We start from the raw sequence: 16,872 nt of genomic DNA on the forward strand, positions 1-16,872 counted from the left end.
CAATAACTTCTTTACTGTCTTTCTTATTATACCAGTTTATCGCAAGTAAAAAGAAATCATTGTCTGGTCCTGTATGAAATGAACGTTCGTCCCACACACTATTCAAAAACCCCTAAAAAGGATGATGGACATGTGCGGCAGGTTTACTTTATTCTCTGCATTTGATGATATTATTGACCAGTTTGACATCGATCAATTTTTTCCTAAAGATGAATACCAGCCGAGCTATAATATCGCACCATCACAAAACATTCTTGCGATCATCAATGATGGATCCAATAATCGCTTAGGCAAGCTTAGATGGGGGCTTATTCCTCCTTGGGCAAAAGATGAAAAGATCGGTTATAAAATGATCAATGCTCGAGCCGAAACAATAACCGAGAAACCGGCTTTTAAAAGACCGCTTGTCAGCAAACGCTGCATCATCCCTGCCGACAGTTTTTATGAATGGAAACGGTTTGATTCCAAAACCAAAATCCCATTGCGGATCAAATTGAAATCATCTGCTCTTTTTGCGTTTGCTGGCTTATATGAAAAGTGGAACACACATCAAGGAGACCCTCTTTATACCTGCACCATCATAACAACTGAGCCTAATGAGCTCATGAAAGATATACACGACCGGATGCCGGTTATATTGGCCCGTGATTTTGAAAAGGAATGGCTAAATCCTCACAATACAAACCCTGAATATCTGCAAAGCTTGCTTGTGCCTTATGAAGCTGATGACATGGAAGCATACCGGGTTTCATCATTAGTAAACTCACCTAAAAATAATTCATCTGAGCTTCTTGATGTACAGAGTCTGTAGTGATTGCGCTCTATAGTAAGAACTTGCAAAATGGCTTTGTTCCTTAGGGCCAATCTATTTTTGTTTCAATGAATATTTAGTACACAGATCAATTAGTTATTATTTTTCAGTTTTAAATAATATCATTATGTAAACTTAATGTTAATCCAATGATGTAAAAAGAATTTACATCGCTTATAAAATTTCACTTTTCAATTTTGTCAGCAAAAAAACTGAACCACATTAAACTGATAAAACCTGCCGCACCTGTGATTGCAAATATGATATACGCCCATATAGGTAAATCCATATCCTTTCCTCCTAAGAATTAAATTTTTTTATCTTACATTAAGGTCTTCTTTCTTTGTCTATCCAGTGTAATACCTAAACAGTTTAAAGCTCATTACAATACGATTCAAGCAGAAAACCCCTACATAACGCATACATAGGGATTAAATAAAAACGCAGGCCGACACCTAGCTCTAGTTACTTTAAGACCACTGTGTGATCGGTTCAGTCTTTACGTGCCTGGATATTTTACAACAGGCACTTTCTTCTTACGCAGAGAATCAAGCATGACTGATCCAACATTTAAGTTGCTTTGCACTAATTCTTTAGGGGTCAATGCCATCCATTGATTGAGTGACACATCTGCATAGCGGTCACTTTTGAACATTTCTAAAAACCATAAGGTTTCTGTACCAGTGTTTTGTATATAGTGTCCAGCATTAGAAGGCACGTATCCAACGTCACCTGCTCTATAGTCAAATGTGCGGGCAGTCCCATTCCCGATAAATACTGTCATGCGTCCCTGCCCTGTTAGATAATACTGCCACTCATCGCTATTAGGGTGCCAATGAAGCTCTCTCATCGCGCCAGGCTCAATCTGAACAAGTGCAGCGGCTATCGTTTTTGAAATCGGGAAGTTAGAAGAATCCACAATTCGTACGCTCCCCCCTGGCATTTGAATTGGGGGTTGATTTAGCAACTCGTGTTTAAAGGTCATGGGTACTTTTCCATATGGTGACTGAATGTCTTCACTTTCGACTGATCCCGGCACATTCCCTTGGTAAATATAGACTTGCTCTGAAGGAAGAGAGTTGAAAGCATTCTCCGGCACACCAAAATTCGCAGAGAGAACATCTTTTGGGGTGTGTGCAAGCCAATCAGAAATGGTTAACGTTGAAAACTCAGAAAAGTTTCCATCATCGAAAACGAGCAGAAATTCGCAGTGTTCTAATCCCTGTATGGAATGCGGAATTCCTGCCGGGAAGTACCAAAGGTCGCCGGGGCCAACATCAGCAATGAAATTTCGTCCGTCTTGGTCAACAGCGGTGATACGTGCCCGTCCCAAAAGCATATAAGCCCACTCCGCTTGCTTATGCCAATGAAGCTCGCGGACACCTCCCGCAGTTAAGCTCATGTTTACCCCTGCAATCGCAGTCGAAATCGGAAGCTGTCTGACGGTGATTTCTCTTGACCAGCCGCCATGATCTAATTTCATGGGAGCGTCTGAGAATGAAAATCTCAAGTTAGGAATCATACCTTCATCTGTAACAGGAGGAACAAGTATATTCGGATTTTGAATATCTCGCATCATATTTCGCGGGCCTGCATCGATAGCTCCAGCTCCATCACTTCGAATAGGCTGCGGCACGTTTCTGTCTTCATGATTGATTGGTTGTTGTTCCAACAGCATGCACCTCTTTTTAGAAATGAACAAGATTTTATTTCAGCCTATGCAGAGTCTTAGATTGCTGTGCCTAGGAATCCGCAAATAATAAAGTGACCACAAATGTGATCACAAATACATCAAATAAGCTATTGTTTATACCATGGCTTCTTATGTAATTTGATTTCTTCTGTCTGTTTTTTCTGGCCTGTCTTCCACTCTACCTTCACTAATACATCATGTCCTATCACTTCATCTTCAGGCATATAATCAAAGGTGGCGATATGGTCCTCCATACGTCCCCCACCTGGCATTTCTTCACCTGTGTATTCTGATAAGTCGTACTCATCTATGTGATCATCTTGATATTTTTCGCCATCTACATAAAGAGTAATTCTTTCAACAACAGTTCTTTTCTCATCTTTCTTACTCCCCTGCCAATACAAATTCAGAAAGTAATTAGGTCCAATTGAAGTTTTGTCTGATTTTTCAAGGTTAGACATCCACAGTCCGCTTTTCCCGCTGCCCTCATATTTCACTTTGTTTCCTGGCACCATTACAAATAATGCGATGACGCAGATGATCAAGAATCCAGCAATGATCAATAGCCATTTCTTAAAGTTGTTCTTTTTTATCATGTTTTCCCCACTTTCCTGATTCTTTAGTAGGAAAACATGATCAAAATGTTACTGAAAAGAAAATAAAAAACTTCGAATTTAAATTAAAGCTCTTTCAGAGACAAAATTTAAACGTATATCACGCCTTACATAGTTTTAGAATGGGCTTATATTTTTAAAAATCAAGCTAACAAGAGTTTAATAAGTAACTTTTCAAATTTATTTACACTCATAATCTCATGAGTCACAAATCTCCCATCAAAAAAAACGCTAAAAGTTGTCCAAATAGCTGGTGACTTTTGTGCCTCTTCTTTTGAAGATAAATGAATTGACTGAAATTGAACCCCTTTCTTTTCAGTCAATTCCCGCAAATCATTTATCATGCCCACTGCAAACGGGCACTGAGCTGTATAGTATATGGTAATCCCCTTTTCATTGACGGAATCACTTTTCACCTGGTCCTTAAATGCAGGAGAAGCTGCAAGGCCATTCCAAGTTAAAGCCATTAATTGAAAATAAGGGTCAGCTTCATCTTGTAGAGTAAACCCCATATGCTCAAAGAAACGCTTATCACTTAAATAGGGACGTTTTTTCTTGCCTGCGATATGGATAATGCCATCCATGCCGCGGACTTTCGCATCTGCTATACATTTGTCCAATAATCGTTTCGCATGGCCGTTATTTTTATATGTGCCAGATACCCACAAACAATTAATATACATAAAATTAGGCGCATTGATAGGCACCCATGCCTCATTCGCAGGTAGATATTCAATAAAGACTTTTGCCCGTTCATGTAAGCGATAAAACACCAATCCTTCATCCATTCGAGCTTTGAGCCATCTCTTCTTTTCATGAACTGCATGCTCATATTGTTTCGCGCCTAATGCGCAGCAAATATGATTGTCTTCAATATTGTCCTTTGTGATTTCAATGTAGCGCATCTCCTCTTTTCCCCTCCTTTAACACAATTACTTGGAATTCAACTCATTTTACCCGTCCCAACTCAAATACTTTTCATATCTTCTATTTTGCCAATTAATAAAAAAAACCTTCTTATATTGAGATTTTATCTTGATTTCTCTATCACCCATTTCAAATTGCAAGTGTGTTCATCTTCAAGGCTTAGATGCACTCCTCTCGCTTTACGAAATGGAAAAATAATACAAATATCGGGTATTATACTATAAATATATAGTATAAGAAGTTTATTATTTGAAGTAATATTTGTTACGTGACAGCAAAAGCAAATAACAGTTAAAGGAGGATTAAACTTAGTGGAAAAATGTTATTCTTGTTTAATTTGTGGATACAAAGGATTACTTCAAAATCCTTTGTATAAAGGAGAATATCAAAAAACGTTTGACATTTGTCCATGTTGCGGTTTTGAATTTGGCTACAGTGAGGATCATGATGTGAGATTAGGTTTTATTGTAACTCCTGATCATTTAATTGAGGCTGCATTTCAATTGTATCGCAAACAATGGATTGAGAGCGGGATGGAAATTGCTAATCCGGAAGATATTCCAGAAGAATTGAAAAATGGTGGTTGCTTAAAATTCGACGTTTTGCTGGAACAATTAAAAAACCTAAATCTTGACATAGAAAATTTTGAAATGACCGGCTTTAATGATTAAGTGGAGTATTTTTTGTTTTTCAGAGGGGTAACCATACATTTCAAGCTAAAATGCAGAGCAGTGATTCAACCGCTTGTTCATTTCCACGCTTTCTCTATTCGAATTCAATGACTTTATGCATGAACAAACATTTCACTTCGTTCGGAGCCTCCTCTGGTTCTTCACTATAGTGATACTGTGATTGGCTTTCCAACTGTCATTTTTTTCTCTGGCATTGTACTGGCTTCATCATCAAAACCACACCATATTCGTATTCCTCTCCCCTTTCTCTGCGGTATGCTCAATGCTGGTTAATCTTATCTATCTAAGAGATATGACTTTTCATATCGATGACTGACAAGTTTTTTGCCTAATTAACGCCATCCTCAGTGAATTTAAAGGTCTGTTTTAAATTTCTCCCTTCTTGTCCCTCTTGCGTCCAAATAATGACAACCTCTAATTCGGAGGCCTTATCTGCCAGCATAAAATGATTGAACTTCAGCGGTGAGCCATCGTTTAAACTTTTAGCTAACATTTTATGATCTTCTGGTTTGTCACAGTTTTCATCAGGGCATCCAAAAAGCGAAAACCGTGTGATTGAATCAGGATCATTTCTATACAATTGCACATCTACAGCAGCTGCTTTTTCTCCTACATTTTTGACTTCCAAGGAATATACTTGATATTCTCCTTTTTGAGATTCCGCAAATTCTTTTGCATTTTTTGCTTCACTTACTTTTACTGACCACTGGTCTGTTTTTTGTGTAATAGGCAACACCGTAAAAGTCAGAGCGTGCGCTTTTGATTGGCAAAAAGCAAATCCAACTACTATTACCGCACATACGGAAAAGAATACCCTTTTCATTTCATTTGTCCCTCCTTTCTTTTCACTGGCGATCCCTTAAAAAATTGAGCTCTCTTAAGCCATAGCCTTAACTACGGTTGTGTATTTACTGCTCAGCATTTATTTCTTTCGGTATCCGAGATGGAGCTTTTGGGATTTTTCTCAACTTGTTGTTGATCACATCAGAAGAGTATAGCGTAACAATCATACTTCCCCCATACCTTTTTGCCCGAATTAAGATTGGCTGGTTATATTGGTTTTGAAAACGAAAATCAGGGCCTCCCCAACTGACCGTAGCATCCCGTCCGGGTGGAACGTATGGCACGCTTCTAGTATGAGAATAGCGCTGAACGACCTGCAGCCCTGCCTGGTCGACTGCATTGAAAAGTGTTGAGGACACCTGGCAAATTCCCCCTCCTACACCTTCAGACAACTCCCCTTTTACAATAATGGGCGCACTTTTATATCCTTTGTCCCGAGTTCTCATGCCTACAACTTGGTTAAACGAAAACGTCTCATTAGGGAAAACAACGTGATTGTCAATGGCTTTTGCAGAAAGAGAAATATTGTGTGAGCGGCTTTTATTGCTTGAATTAAAATAAGTCACGTACTGACCAAGCCGCTGCGTACTGATGTGAGAAAGCAGCTCGCTGTCAACCTTCGGATAAATGTTCATTTCCGGCACTTCTACCTTGGAAGGGCCATGGCCATAAAAATACGCATAAAACTTTTCCTTAAAAGCCTGTTGATACAGTTTGTAGCCAACCCTGCCCGGGACGATGCTTCCATGATCGTTAAGGACAGCGTTTATCGGCTCCCGGTACACTTTCTGATCAAGCTGTTTGATAAATTTACTGTATTTTTCATCGTCGACCATTGGAGTGCCGGGAAGAGGCATTGTAAAGTCTTCACGGTGAACAGTGGCAATTGTCCGTCCTTGCTGTGTAACCGTTAAGCTGTCATCCGGCCCACTCGGCTGAGCCAATAAAAAAAGACCAGTGATCAAAATTTGTATCATAAGTGGCTTTACCTCCCGATCATTAGTATGAACAGCAGCTTCTCCTTTGATGTATTTCTTCCCATCGTTTGTTTGAATCTTTAGATGTTCATAAATGCTATCACTTTAATTGTTCACACCGATCCCTTGAGCCCACTGAAGTATACGGTTCATTCACTCGCCAAGTTTAAAATAGCAGAGCATCTCAGTGATGTGGGATGCTTTTTTGTCTTGCTCAAAAATGAAAAAGGGTTTCCCATAACAACAACAAATTAGTCCATTTCAATATTTTTTTATTGAGAAACGATAAATTTTTTGTTACATTCAAATAGACAACAAACAAATGAGGTGCGTTATGAATCGAATGTCAACACTCTTTTTAAAAATAGCTGTTATTTTTATTGGAATTCCAATTCTTGCTTTATGCATTTTTTTAGTGCCTAAGATAGCCAACTATTCAGCAGAATTACTTCCAAATATCGTTTATATGAAATATTTCGTTTTCATCTATTTGTATGTAACGGCGATTCCTTTTTACTTTGCTCTTTATCAAGCGTTCAAACTTTTAAGCTATATTGACAAGAATAAAGCTTTCTCGGGATTGTCAGTAAGGGCTTTGAAGAATATAAAATACTGTGCGGTCACTATCAGTATCTTTTATGCAGCAGGTATGCCTGTCTTTTATCTGATAGCCGATATAGACGACGCCCCGGGTATCATAGTCATCGGATTGGTTATTATTTTTGCTTCAATGGTCATCGCGGTCTTTGCTGCTGTTCTGCAAAAACTATTAAAAGAAGCGATTGATATAAAATCAGAAAATGACTTAACGGTCTGAGGTGATGACTATGGCAATTATTATTAACATTGATGTGATGCTTGCTAAAAGAAAAATGAGCGTAACAGAGCTTTCGGAGAGAGTTGGCATCACTATGGCTAATCTTTCGATATTGAAAAACGGAAAAGCAAAGGCCATTCGATTATCAACTTTAGAAGCGATTTGCAAGGCTTTAGAATGTCAGCCCGGAGATATATTGGAATACCGAAGTGATGAAGACACAAAGGAGTCGTAAAAAGCAAATATGTGGCATCAACAGAAAAATAAAGTGATTGGCGGTGAGCCTATGGACATAACCTTATATCCATCCAGCTCCTATACTAAGCGTCCCTTACATACACGAAGAATACTCCTTTGGAGGGCGCATATAACATGAGAGCTTTAAAACAAATCGTTCATTTCGGCTGGGAACAAGCGCTTTCATGTTTGTTTCCTGTCGTTATTTTTGCCTCTTTGGCTATTACACAAACGATCCCACTACCCTTCTTGCCGCGGTACGACTGGCTTCTCATGATCTGCGTCCTCATGCAATTGTGGATGGTGCGTTCTGGTCTTGAAACTCGGGATGAATTAAAAGTGATCACATTGTTCCACCTTATCGGGCTTGCTCTGGAACTTTTTAAAGTCCATATGGGCTCTTGGTCTTATCCAGAAGAAGGATACTCCAAAATATTTGGAGTACCTTTGTATAGCGGCTTTATGTACGCAAGTGTAGCCAGTTATTTGTGCCAGGCATGGAGAAGGCTTAAGGTTGAATTGGTTAAGTGGCCGCCTTTTTTTGCGGTTGTTCCGCTTGCCGCTGCGATTTATTTGAATTTTTTCATCCATCATTTTTCGATTGATATTCGATGGTGGTTATCTGGACTTGTCCTCATTGTCTTTTGGCAAACATGGGTTACATACGAGGTGAATGGAGCTCGTTACCGTATGCCGCTCGCACTTTCTTTTGTACTCATCGGATTTTTTATATGGATAGCGGAAAATATCGCTACGTTTTTTGGGGCTTGGAAATATCCAAACCAAATCGATACATGGAGTCTTGTACACCTTGGAAAGGTAAGTTCATGGCTCTTGCTGGTGATTGTTAGCTTTCTTATAGTAGCATCGTTAAAACAAGTTAAGGAGCAGAGTCCCACAAAGGCAGAGAGGGGTGAATCTTTTTTAGGTTAACAGTCTGCTGGCATACAAGACTCCAGCTAAAAAGAAAAGCAACGTTCAAATGTGTTGCTTTTCTTTTTTGTCACTCTGCCTGCGGGTATCCATCTTCTTCAAACTTCGTCGCACCACGAGAACTGATTCAGATTACGACTGCTTTCAACGACTTGACAAACTCATGCGCCGCCGGCGTTATCTCTTCAAATGAATGTGCGATGACGCCGATATCGCGTGTGATCCTAGGAAAAATGTCCTTTTTACTTAATTGATGCGGGACGGATGAAAGTGTAAAGTTTGAAATAATGCCTATGCCCAAGTTGTTTTTGACCATATTAATCAAGGTTTCGGCATTTTGCACAGTCAAGTTTTCCTTTAATTCGATGTTGTATTGCGAAAATGCGTTTGACATCGCGATTTCATGACCGCCTTTACAGAAAATGAGGTCATCTTGATATGTTTCAAGGTTGACATGCTTTTCCTGTTTTAATTCATCACGCTGCGGCGGGATGACGGCCACCATATAGTCGTTACACAATAGCTGATTTTCAAATGGTTCAAATGGAGATGCTGCGATTCCAATATCAACCGTCCGATCCTCAACCCATCCTTTTATTTGGTCAGAGGTCCCCTCGATCAATTCGATGCGGATCAACGGGTAGTTTGATCTGAATGCCGCAATCGCCTGGGGCATGGTATTTGTTGAAACTGCAGGAAATGAACCAATTTTCACCTTCCCGTTTAACAGCTTGTTTTCCCGGTTGGCTATTTGATATATTTTGCTTTCAATTCCCTTCATTTGCCTCGCCAGCAGCAAAATTTCTTTTCCGACGTCAGTCAGCATTAAACCATGATGTTTATCCCTGATCAATAATTTGAGCTGCAGCGAGCTCTCCAGGTTTTTTATCGCTTTGCTTACCGCCGGCTGAGAGATGAACAATTCTTTTGCCGCTTCTGTAATATTCAATTTCTCCCCGACTTTTACAAATATGTGAAGATGGTTCATGTTCATAACCATTTGGTTATACCTCCGATAATAAAAATGTATTTCAGTTATATACAAATGTAACATATGATAGAAACCAGCACGATATTTAAACAAGAAAGGCGGCTTCATCATGGTAAAAGTCATGCTGGGAATCTTATCTGTCACATTTATTTGGGGTTATACTTGGGTTGCAATGAAAGTAGGAATTCATGACATCCCCCCGCTTTTATTTTCGGCTTTGCGCCTGTTCATCGGAGCGGTTCCATTATTTCTCATTCTCTTCATTCAAAGAAAAAAGCTTTCAATTCAAAAAGAACATCTCAAAAGCTATATCATCATGAGCCTGCTGATGGGGCTGGGTTATATGGGGATCTTAACGTATGGAATGCAGTTTGTCGATTCAGGAAAAACCTCTGTTTTGGTATATACGATGCCTATATTTGTTACGGTGCTCAGCCATTTTACATTAAATGAGAAAATGAATGCGTATAAAACGATCGGACTGATATGCGGTTTCTTCGGACTGTTATTTATATTTGGAAAGGAAATACTTGCTATCGATCAAAGCGCTTTATTTGGAGAGCTGTGCGTCCTTGCGGCAGCGCTTAGCTGGGGAATCGCGAATGTGTTCAGTAAGCTACAATTCAAGCATATCGATGTTATTCATATGAATGCCTGGCAACTTATGATGGGGGCCGTCATGTTATTGGTGTTTTCCTTTATATTTGAGCCGGTCCCTTCAGCCGAGTGGACATATCAGGCGGTATGGTCATTGGTGTTTAATGGCTTGCTTTCCACCGGCTTTACCTTTGTCGTATGGTTTTGGGTGCTCAATCAAATCGAAGCGTCAAAAGCATCCATGGCATTAATGTTTGTTCCCGTATTGGCCCTATTTTTTGGATGGCTGCAATTGCACGAACAGATCACCATCAACATTATCCTCGGCGCACTGCTGATATGCTGCGGCATCTTTATGAATACATTTACATTTTCACGACGAAAAGTGTGAATGGACAGAGGGTACACTTTTTTTTACGATTTGTGCCTCGTGTGACAGGAGACGGCTGTCTTTTAAAATCCTGCCGGCAGCCTATTAAACAATAAAAAAAGCTAATATCTGCATGTGAGACATTAGCTTTTTTTATTGGCGTTTAGGTTGCCAAAATTCTTTTTTATTACCATTCCGGCTGATTAAACTGAAAACCGTATAGACCTTTTACTTTAACATCTCCGCAATCTGGATCTTTTGTTAAAATCAAATAATGAGTCTTATAAGGCATCGCCTCAACTCGATCAGTTGCACTAAAATCATAATGATCCCCTGAGAAGTTTTTTTCACTAACGGTTATCTCGTATCCAGACAAAGTCATTCGCATGATTCTTGCGTTAATTGTACATCCTTCAGTATCGAAAATGGTGAATCTGTATCCAAAGTAAGACGTCCAATGGTTTGGATTTAAATCATCAGATTTCATAAACCATTTTTCATTTTCTGTCATTGTAAAGCTCACTTTCTCCTCATCTTTCACTATAACTGCCGAAGCTTCCCTAATATGAATAGTCAAAGCCAAAAGAAATATGAAAGCTAGCATCAACATCTTTTTCAAAAGAGTTCCTCCCGATATCTTTTTACTTCAATATATTGGAAGGATCTTTTCTGATCAAGACCGCCTTCTTCAAATGAATCTTTAGCACCATGAAATGAGCCTTAAAGAGAACAGTTTTCATCCGAATCTATTTCCTTTTTAAGAGCCAGTGAATCTTTTATATTTAATTTGATATGTCATCTGAAGTCTTTCCTGATGTTAAAATCTGAAACTTTAAAGGGGTTTGTTACACTAACTGTCATGGGAAACATTTCATTGGAAAAATATTATTTTTATATCTGCTTTTGCGAGGTTAATTAGAAGGCAATACAAAATCATTTGAATTAGGAGCCGGAAGTTACGGGACACGAAATGACATTGCTATCGTTTGGCCGCCTAACAGAGCTCCTATTGTTTTGGCAATCCTATCAAAGCGGTTTACGAAAGATGCAAATTATGATAATGCTCTTATTGCTAAGGCAGCTAAAGTCGTCCTTAACGATCTCAAATAAAAGCACAATATTGCGAATTGCTTTATCCTTTTGCCATAAAGGATAAAAGACATTACTTTTTTAAACCCCACCGTTCATTTTTAATGAACGGTTTTTTCATATTCTCACTAATACCTCTTTTTTTAAGTATCTTATAACACCACAAACACGAATCGTTAACATGAATGGCAAGTTTTCATTTATGAAACCAAGTAAAGTTTGAACAGACCATCAGAGGTTATCTATATGAGAATTCAATTATTTTTTTGTAATAATTTATATTGCTGTATCGTTGCACTTGGTGGATTTGACTCTTTTCGTGTATGGAACCACACTTTTACTTTTTCACCTCTTTTGAGATCAGCTGTGCTATCAATCTCACTTAATCCCACTATGACTATCTTATTTTTAAACTTGTTCATCAGTTGTTCTTCCGAAAGATTATAATCTTCTTTCGCTAGGGCTTCCGTATCAGTAATGAGAATTGCCCTATTATTGTCTTTAAACCCGACATAGCCGACTAGGCTCTGCATCATTGTTTCGTCTCCGTTTTGTTCATTTTTATTGCAGCCAGCAAGGAAAATCATGAGCACTATCAAGCTTACTCCGATTTTAGGCACCTTTCTCCCTCCTCTTTAAACCTCTTTTGATCTTTAAAATAAACAACAGGATCACCCAACCCATCTACTTCTTTTTGCAATTCATAACAGCAGCATACGCCATTCTCCAATTCCTCAAACTTCTTTTTGTTCTTTCTCAAATGTTTATATGTGGTTGCCTTCGACATTATCCCCTTACTCTTTTACGCTTTTAAACTTGAAGGCTCCTTCTTTGTGGAGTCCAGCATAAATATACTTATCATTACTGTCGTTTACATCACGACTCCCATTAAAATCAAAATTTTCACATTTTATGATCCATTATTCACTTCTAAAACGACTTCCAATCGTTACACAATATATGTATTAATTGTAAAAGGAGTTGGTATAATTGAACATTAAGAAAATCTTATTGGGTTCTGTTTTATCCTTTGGCATGCTCATATCCGCGGTTCCCGCATTGGCTGCTGAAAATTCGCCTGAAGTTGCAGTAAAAAATGAAGAATATGATTACGACACTATATACCGCATTAGTCCTCGGCCAATGAACTTCCAGCCGACAATAGAATATAACGGTTATACTTATACGCTTACACGTCATTATTTTGATTACTCAATCGGGTTTTACATGGCTATTTATACAAAAGTTGTTTAACCTTATAAAGGAGCTTTTTAGCTCCTTTTTCTCTTGTTTTAAGCAAGGTGTTTCTTTCTATGTAGTCTTCTATCAAATACAATATCAACCTCTCTGGTTCTCTTCTTTTCCGGATCTCAATATTCTCAATATAATACGATTGATTCACTGTTGTTCAATTTCCTTTAAAGCCGTTCTTTATTTTCGACACGAACAAAAAGTAAGCTCAGTTTAAATGCTGATAATAAAAAAATTCACTTTAAAAAGTTGTCGCCCGCAAAATCGGCTTTCTCACACTACACCGATTTAAAATAAAAAGCCGGATCTCCTCTAAGAGGTTCCGGCTTTTCTTGGTACAAATGCTATTCCATCAGCTTACAGCTTCTGAGAACATGGAAAAATATCTGATAGCTCGCTACACTCATCAGCCATTATCGTATTTCAATGTAGCCTTCTGTACCATGAACGCGAATCTGTTGCCCATCTTTTATCAGTTGCGTAGCATTTTCAACGCCAACAACTGCAGGCAAGCCATATTCGCGCGCTATAACAGCTCCATGGGTCATCAGTCCACCAACTTCGGTGACCAGGCCTTTTATGGATACAAACAATGGTGTCCAGCTTGGGTCAGTAAAGGAGGTGACTAATATATCTCCATCTTCTAGATCTGCATCTTCCATGTTTAAGATGACACGTGCTCGCCCCTCTATCACTCCCGAGGAAACAGGGAGACCTGCAATTGCTCCGGCTGGGAGATTCTCTCGCTTGTATTCGCCTGTAATGATCTCACCATCAGACGTGATAACACGTGGTGGAGAAAGTTTTTCATATAATGTGTACTCGTCTTTTCGTTTGCTGATGATTTGATCATCAAGTTTATTTGTGCGTACGACTTCGTGAAGTTCCTCAAAAGTAAGATAGTATATATCTTCTTTTTCATGAATAACGCCCATTTCTACGAGTTTTTCGGCTTCTTTCAGTAAAGCCTGCTTATAAACAAAATAGCGATTAACCATTCCGTATTTTGGATATTCCCTGAACCCGCTGAAATTCCGGATGATGTCGATCATCCGTTTGGTTTCTTTGGCTTTTTGTTCACCATCGGGCAATTGCTTTAAGCGATCTAATAACTCTTGTTCTTTCTTTAAAGCCTCCTCTCGCCCTTGCTCAAATTTCCGCTGGCCGGCATTAGGCTCAAAATTTTTGATATTATTAAGAATCATCGGGACAAGTGTAGTTGGTTTTTCGCTCCATCGAGTTCTTGTAATATCAATCTCTCCGGCACATCGCATTCCGTATTTGTTCAGATAAGCATAGATCGCGTCTTGAATTTCCTGTCCATTTTCAAACTTAACCAACTCATCCAAAAAGTGATCATCTTTGACATCCTGTAAATAAGCAATTACCTCTGGATAAGGACGAATCACATCTGCGACGTTTAATAGTGCAAGACCCATTTCTGACGTAATATTATGGGGCACAGATTGAGAAAGCGTATCTGCTGCGTTTTTTTCACCTAACCACTCGTTCATTTTTTCGTTAATCCATAATGAAGCATTCATAGCAGATCGAATCAGAACCGAACTTTTTGGGTTAAATAAAATCTTCTTTAATTCCTGGATATCTTCCAGAATAAAACGAAATAAATTTGATCCTGATTTCGTTTGGATGTTTTGTTTTAACTCTTCTATTGATGTTTGACTGCTCTCAATTAAATCTGACACGATTGTCGGATCGTTTTCAACTTGAGCTGGCAAATCTGCATTGCCTCTGGTGGGATTTGGTGCTGTTTTATCATTTGGTATCGATTTTATGAAATCTCGTCGCTTTATTAGAGTCATAAGTGCGTCTTTTAAGAGCTGATCGTGCTGTCCCATGCCTTTTAAGAAAACTTCTCTGCTGTCAGAGGATGCCAGTTGATGTGTGACATCAACAAATAGCCTTCCACCGGCTTTCCGCATGGGTGCAGCAGTCGTCAACAGAAAAAAAGACAATCCCAGTGGTTTTATGGGATCCGTCATCATTTGTTGATGACCTACAGAAATATAGACGTGATTTTCTTGGTCACTCGCTTCAGGGATGGGGAATAAAGTAGTGATTGGACGACTCTGTACAATATAAAAAGTATCTCGGACCAAACACCATTCGATATCTTGCGGCTGGCCGAAATGAGCTTCGATCTGTCTTCCGATGCGTGCAAGCTGTAAAATTTGTTCATCAGTCAGCGTTTGAGCCTTTTGCTGATCAGGCTCGATTTGCTGTGTTTCTGTTCCGCCTTCTTTCCGTCCATAGATAGCTATTTTTTTAGTTGCTATTCTCTTATCGACGATTTGCCCATCCTGTACTTTATAACAATCGGCAGATACCAAGCCGGAGACCAGAGCTTCACCAAGTCCAAAGCCAGCATCGATGGATAACACCTTTCGGTTAGAGGTAATCGGATCAGCGGTAAATAAAATCCCCGAAGCCTGAGGGAAAACCATCCTTTGAACGATAACGGATAAATAGACTTGGCTGTGGTCGAATCCATTTTGCATGCGGTAGATTACCGCTCGATCCGTAAATAGGGAAGCCCAGCATTTGCTGATATGCTGCAAGATTGCATCGACGCCGATAATATTTAAGTAGGTATCTTGTTGACCGGCAAAAGAGGCATGTGGTAAATCTTCAGCAGTCGCACTTGAACGCACGGCATAGGCATGTTCCTCACCGAACTGGGAGAGATAGTGAGCCACTGCTTTCACAACATCGGAAGGAATATCTACTTCCATAATGATTTGCCGAATCTTCCGGCTGATGTTACCAATTTGATCTCGGTCATCAACTTTTAGCATGGCCAATTGATCCAACATCGCATGTAACGTTTCGTTTTGTTCAATGGCTTTTTGGAATCCTCTTGTTGTAACACAAAATCCTTCTGGTACTTGTATTCCTTGAATTTTTAATAATTCTCCTAAATTTATTCCTTTTCCTCCAACGAGCGAATGCTGTGTTTTTTCAATTTCGTGTAAACCGAGAACGAAAGAACTCATTCTACATCTCCCCTTCAAAAAAATATTGACAAGAGCTTCCCAGTAGGATATAATAAAATTATAAGATGGATAACTATGACTTTTTAACTAGGAAGCGCACGTAGTGTGATTATATCACCGTGTCTGTTTTTGTGCAATATAAAAAGAACCTGGCCAATTTCACCAGGTTCTTTCTTAATTTCCGCGACTAGTAGTCACATAAAAAAACTTGGTTCCAACTTTGTTCTTTTAGTCCCCCATTCATAAATTAGACTTATTTTTTGTGTAAGAAACTTCGAGTCATAAGTTTCGATCCTATAAACTTTATCAGTCAAAGACTGTCTTATACATAGAGCTATCTTGTTCTGTAGTAGTTTTCTGCTGTATAGTAGCGCCATTCCCAAAAAGTTGCCCCATTGGATTCTATATACCGATCTAGAAATATCTCAAAATTTAAATTTAATGGTGTATATTCCCCTATTCCTAATATGAAAAGATAGTTGGGATCCCCTTTATCCAATTTATCTTTGTCGATCATCAAATGGCACCCTTCTAATAAGTGACCAATTGGAATACCATTGATACTTTCAAACAAATCCTCATATTTTAATTCCTCTTCAATCTCTTCAAGGCTAAATAAATAAAGTCCTCCACCTATATTCTCCCCATCAGCAAGTATCTGAAAAATTTTCGCGCCATTATGCAGTGTAATAAACTTCTTATAATCATCTGGAAGGGTAAGCTGGTGTTTAGCCTCAAAACTTTGAATGTCATTCTGGGTTGCTTTGTCCTGTGAAAATGTAACAAGGAACTCCATGATATCCCCTTCAGAACAAAACAATTTAATGGCTCCTTTTTCATCTAAGAGACTTTTCAAACCGTTTACTGTCTTATGAACAAAGTTAGTCAAATACATCACCCCTTTATTTCCTTTTAACAATAACCCTTCAAATTCCAAAAGATGTGAACAGATTCGTGATAGACGCCCTTTTCAGTGAATACAATGCAATAAATCCTAAAAAGAGGTGCCTCCCAAA

The 16,872-nt window shown here is 38.9% G+C and carries 16 protein-coding genes and 2 pseudogenes; 8 read left to right on the forward strand and 10 right to left on the reverse strand.

Going from position 1 to position 16,872, the window contains the following annotated elements; genetic code table 11:
* Positions 1 to 130 precede the first annotated feature (130 nt).
* Positions 131 to 811, forward strand: a complete 681-nt coding sequence (locus MY9_RS10240; RefSeq protein ID WP_014664199.1) for an SOS response-associated peptidase — start codon at positions 131 to 133, stop codon at positions 809 to 811.
* Positions 812 to 1,310: 499 nt separating this feature from the next.
* On the opposite strand, the gene oxdD is transcribed toward MY9_RS10240, so the two are convergent.
* From oxdD to MY9_RS10255, 3 genes are all read right to left on the reverse strand, one after another.
* On the reverse strand, positions 1,311 to 2,489 hold the full coding sequence (gene oxdD, locus MY9_RS10245) for an oxalate decarboxylase (protein ID WP_014664201.1): 1,179 nt from the start codon (positions 2,487 to 2,489) through the stop codon (positions 1,311 to 1,313).
* Between the two features lie 122 nt (positions 2,490 to 2,611).
* Entirely contained in the window at positions 2,612 to 3,100 is a 489-nt protein-coding gene (locus MY9_RS10250) for a YdhH/YoaO family protein (RefSeq protein WP_014664202.1), read from the reverse strand.
* Positions 3,101 to 3,261: 161 nt separating this feature from the next.
* Positions 3,262 to 4,023, reverse strand: a complete 762-nt coding sequence (locus MY9_RS10255) for a GNAT family N-acetyltransferase (protein WP_014664203.1) — start codon at positions 4,021 to 4,023, stop codon at positions 3,262 to 3,264.
* A 333-nt stretch (positions 4,024 to 4,356) separates the two neighbouring features.
* Here MY9_RS10255 and MY9_RS10260 point away from each other — a divergent pair, with 333 nt between their 5' ends.
* Entirely contained in the window at positions 4,357 to 4,716 is a 360-nt protein-coding gene (locus MY9_RS10260) for a hypothetical protein (protein ID WP_014664204.1), read from the forward strand.
* A 349-nt stretch (positions 4,717 to 5,065) separates the two neighbouring features.
* Here MY9_RS10260 and MY9_RS10265 read toward each other — a convergent pair whose 3' ends face one another.
* Entirely contained in the window at positions 5,066 to 5,560 is a 495-nt protein-coding gene (locus MY9_RS10265; RefSeq protein ID WP_014664205.1) for a hypothetical protein, read from the reverse strand.
* An 85-nt stretch (positions 5,561 to 5,645) separates the two neighbouring features.
* On the reverse strand, positions 5,646 to 6,557 hold the full coding sequence (locus MY9_RS10270) for a VanW family protein (protein WP_014664206.1): 912 nt from the start codon (positions 6,555 to 6,557) through the stop codon (positions 5,646 to 5,648).
* Positions 6,558 to 6,891: 334 nt separating this feature from the next.
* Between MY9_RS10270 and MY9_RS10275 the strand changes: the two genes are divergently transcribed.
* The 3 genes and pseudogenes from MY9_RS10275 to MY9_RS10285 all read left to right on the forward strand — a co-directional run bounded on the left by MY9_RS10275 (position 6,892) and on the right by MY9_RS10285 (position 8,544).
* A complete protein-coding gene (locus MY9_RS10275) occupies positions 6,892 to 7,374 on the forward strand; it encodes a DUF2975 domain-containing protein (RefSeq protein WP_014664207.1) in 483 nt (160 codons plus the stop codon).
* A 10-nt stretch (positions 7,375 to 7,384) separates the two neighbouring features.
* A pseudogene (locus MY9_RS10280) lies at positions 7,385 to 7,641 on the forward strand (helix-turn-helix domain-containing protein).
* 105 nt (positions 7,642 to 7,746) lie between these two features.
* A complete protein-coding gene (locus tag MY9_RS10285) occupies positions 7,747 to 8,544 on the forward strand; it encodes a DUF817 domain-containing protein (RefSeq protein WP_014664209.1) in 798 nt (265 codons plus the stop codon).
* Positions 8,545 to 8,671: 127 nt separating this feature from the next.
* Here the strand turns inward: MY9_RS10285 and MY9_RS10290 are convergent, their stop codons facing one another.
* Complete coding sequence (locus MY9_RS10290) at positions 8,672 to 9,544, reverse strand: LysR family transcriptional regulator (RefSeq protein ID WP_014664210.1); 873 nt, start codon at positions 9,542 to 9,544, stop codon at positions 8,672 to 8,674.
* A gap of 100 nt (positions 9,545 to 9,644) precedes the next feature.
* On the opposite strand from MY9_RS10290, the gene MY9_RS10295 reads away from it, so the two are divergent.
* Positions 9,645 to 10,523 carry a DMT family transporter gene (locus MY9_RS10295; protein ID WP_014664211.1) on the forward strand — a complete coding sequence of 293 codons (879 nt, stop codon included), beginning with the start codon at positions 9,645 to 9,647 and terminating at the stop codon, positions 10,521 to 10,523.
* Between the two features lie 166 nt (positions 10,524 to 10,689).
* Here the strand turns inward: MY9_RS10295 and MY9_RS10300 are convergent, their stop codons facing one another.
* Positions 10,690 to 11,121, reverse strand: a complete 432-nt coding sequence (locus tag MY9_RS10300; protein WP_041521356.1) for a hypothetical protein — start codon at positions 11,119 to 11,121, stop codon at positions 10,690 to 10,692.
* 326 nt (positions 11,122 to 11,447) lie between these two features.
* On the opposite strand from MY9_RS10300, the pseudogene MY9_RS21135 reads away from it, so the two are divergent.
* Positions 11,448 to 11,612, forward strand: a pseudogene (locus tag MY9_RS21135) (class A beta-lactamase); the annotation flags it as partial.
* Between the two features lie 233 nt (positions 11,613 to 11,845).
* On the opposite strand, the gene MY9_RS10305 reads toward MY9_RS21135, so the two are convergent.
* A complete protein-coding gene (locus tag MY9_RS10305; protein ID WP_041521357.1) occupies positions 11,846 to 12,211 on the reverse strand; it encodes a DUF3221 domain-containing protein in 366 nt (121 codons plus the stop codon).
* Positions 12,212 to 12,581: 370 nt separating this feature from the next.
* Here MY9_RS10305 and MY9_RS10315 point away from each other — a divergent pair, with 370 nt between their 5' ends.
* Complete coding sequence (locus tag MY9_RS10315; RefSeq protein ID WP_014664216.1) at positions 12,582 to 12,845, forward strand: hypothetical protein; 264 nt, start codon at positions 12,582 to 12,584, stop codon at positions 12,843 to 12,845.
* Between the two features lie 410 nt (positions 12,846 to 13,255).
* Here MY9_RS10315 and ppsA read toward each other — a convergent pair whose 3' ends face one another.
* Together ppsA and MY9_RS10325 are read right to left on the reverse strand one after the other, a co-directional pair.
* On the reverse strand, positions 13,256 to 15,856 hold the full coding sequence (ppsA, locus tag MY9_RS10320; protein WP_014664217.1) for a phosphoenolpyruvate synthase: 2,601 nt from the start codon (positions 15,854 to 15,856) through the stop codon (positions 13,256 to 13,258).
* A gap of 334 nt (positions 15,857 to 16,190) precedes the next feature.
* Positions 16,191 to 16,745: an SMI1/KNR4 family protein gene (locus tag MY9_RS10325; RefSeq protein WP_041521358.1), complete on the reverse strand. Its 555-nt coding sequence runs from the start codon at positions 16,743 to 16,745 to the stop codon at positions 16,191 to 16,193.
* Positions 16,746 to 16,872: the final 127 nt, after the last annotated feature.

This window comes from Bacillus sp. JS (assembly GCF_000259365.1).
GTDB lineage: Bacteria > Bacillota > Bacilli > Bacillales > Bacillaceae > Bacillus > Bacillus stercoris.

Bases quoted from the DNA above. Each gene is read 5' to 3' on its own strand.
- MY9_RS10255 (WP_014664203.1), bottom strand. From the start codon at position 4,023: ATGCGCTACATTGAAATCACAAAGGACAATATTGAAGACAATCATATT.
- ppsA (WP_014664217.1), bottom strand. From the start codon at position 15,856: ATGAGTTCTTTCGTTCTCGGTTTACACGAAATTGAAAAAACACAGCAT.
- MY9_RS10270 (WP_014664206.1), bottom strand. From the start codon at position 6,557: ATGATACAAATTTTGATCACTGGTCTTTTTTTATTGGCTCAGCCGAGT.
- MY9_RS10285 (WP_014664209.1), top strand. From the start codon at position 7,747: ATGAGAGCTTTAAAACAAATCGTTCATTTCGGCTGGGAACAAGCGCTT.
- MY9_RS10290 (WP_014664210.1), bottom strand. From the start codon at position 9,544: ATGGTTATGAACATGAACCATCTTCACATATTTGTAAAAGTCGGGGAG.
- MY9_RS10240 (WP_014664199.1), top strand. From the start codon at position 131: ATGTGCGGCAGGTTTACTTTATTCTCTGCATTTGATGATATTATTGAC.
- MY9_RS10265 (WP_014664205.1), bottom strand. From the start codon at position 5,560: ATGAAAAGGGTATTCTTTTCCGTATGTGCGGTAATAGTAGTTGGATTT.
- MY9_RS10250 (WP_014664202.1), bottom strand. From the start codon at position 3,100: ATGATAAAAAAGAACAACTTTAAGAAATGGCTATTGATCATTGCTGGA.
- MY9_RS10295 (WP_014664211.1), top strand. From the start codon at position 9,645: ATGGTAAAAGTCATGCTGGGAATCTTATCTGTCACATTTATTTGGGGT.
- oxdD (WP_014664201.1), bottom strand. From the start codon at position 2,489: ATGCTGTTGGAACAACAACCAATCAATCATGAAGACAGAAACGTGCCG.
- MY9_RS10275 (WP_014664207.1), top strand. From the start codon at position 6,892: ATGAATCGAATGTCAACACTCTTTTTAAAAATAGCTGTTATTTTTATT.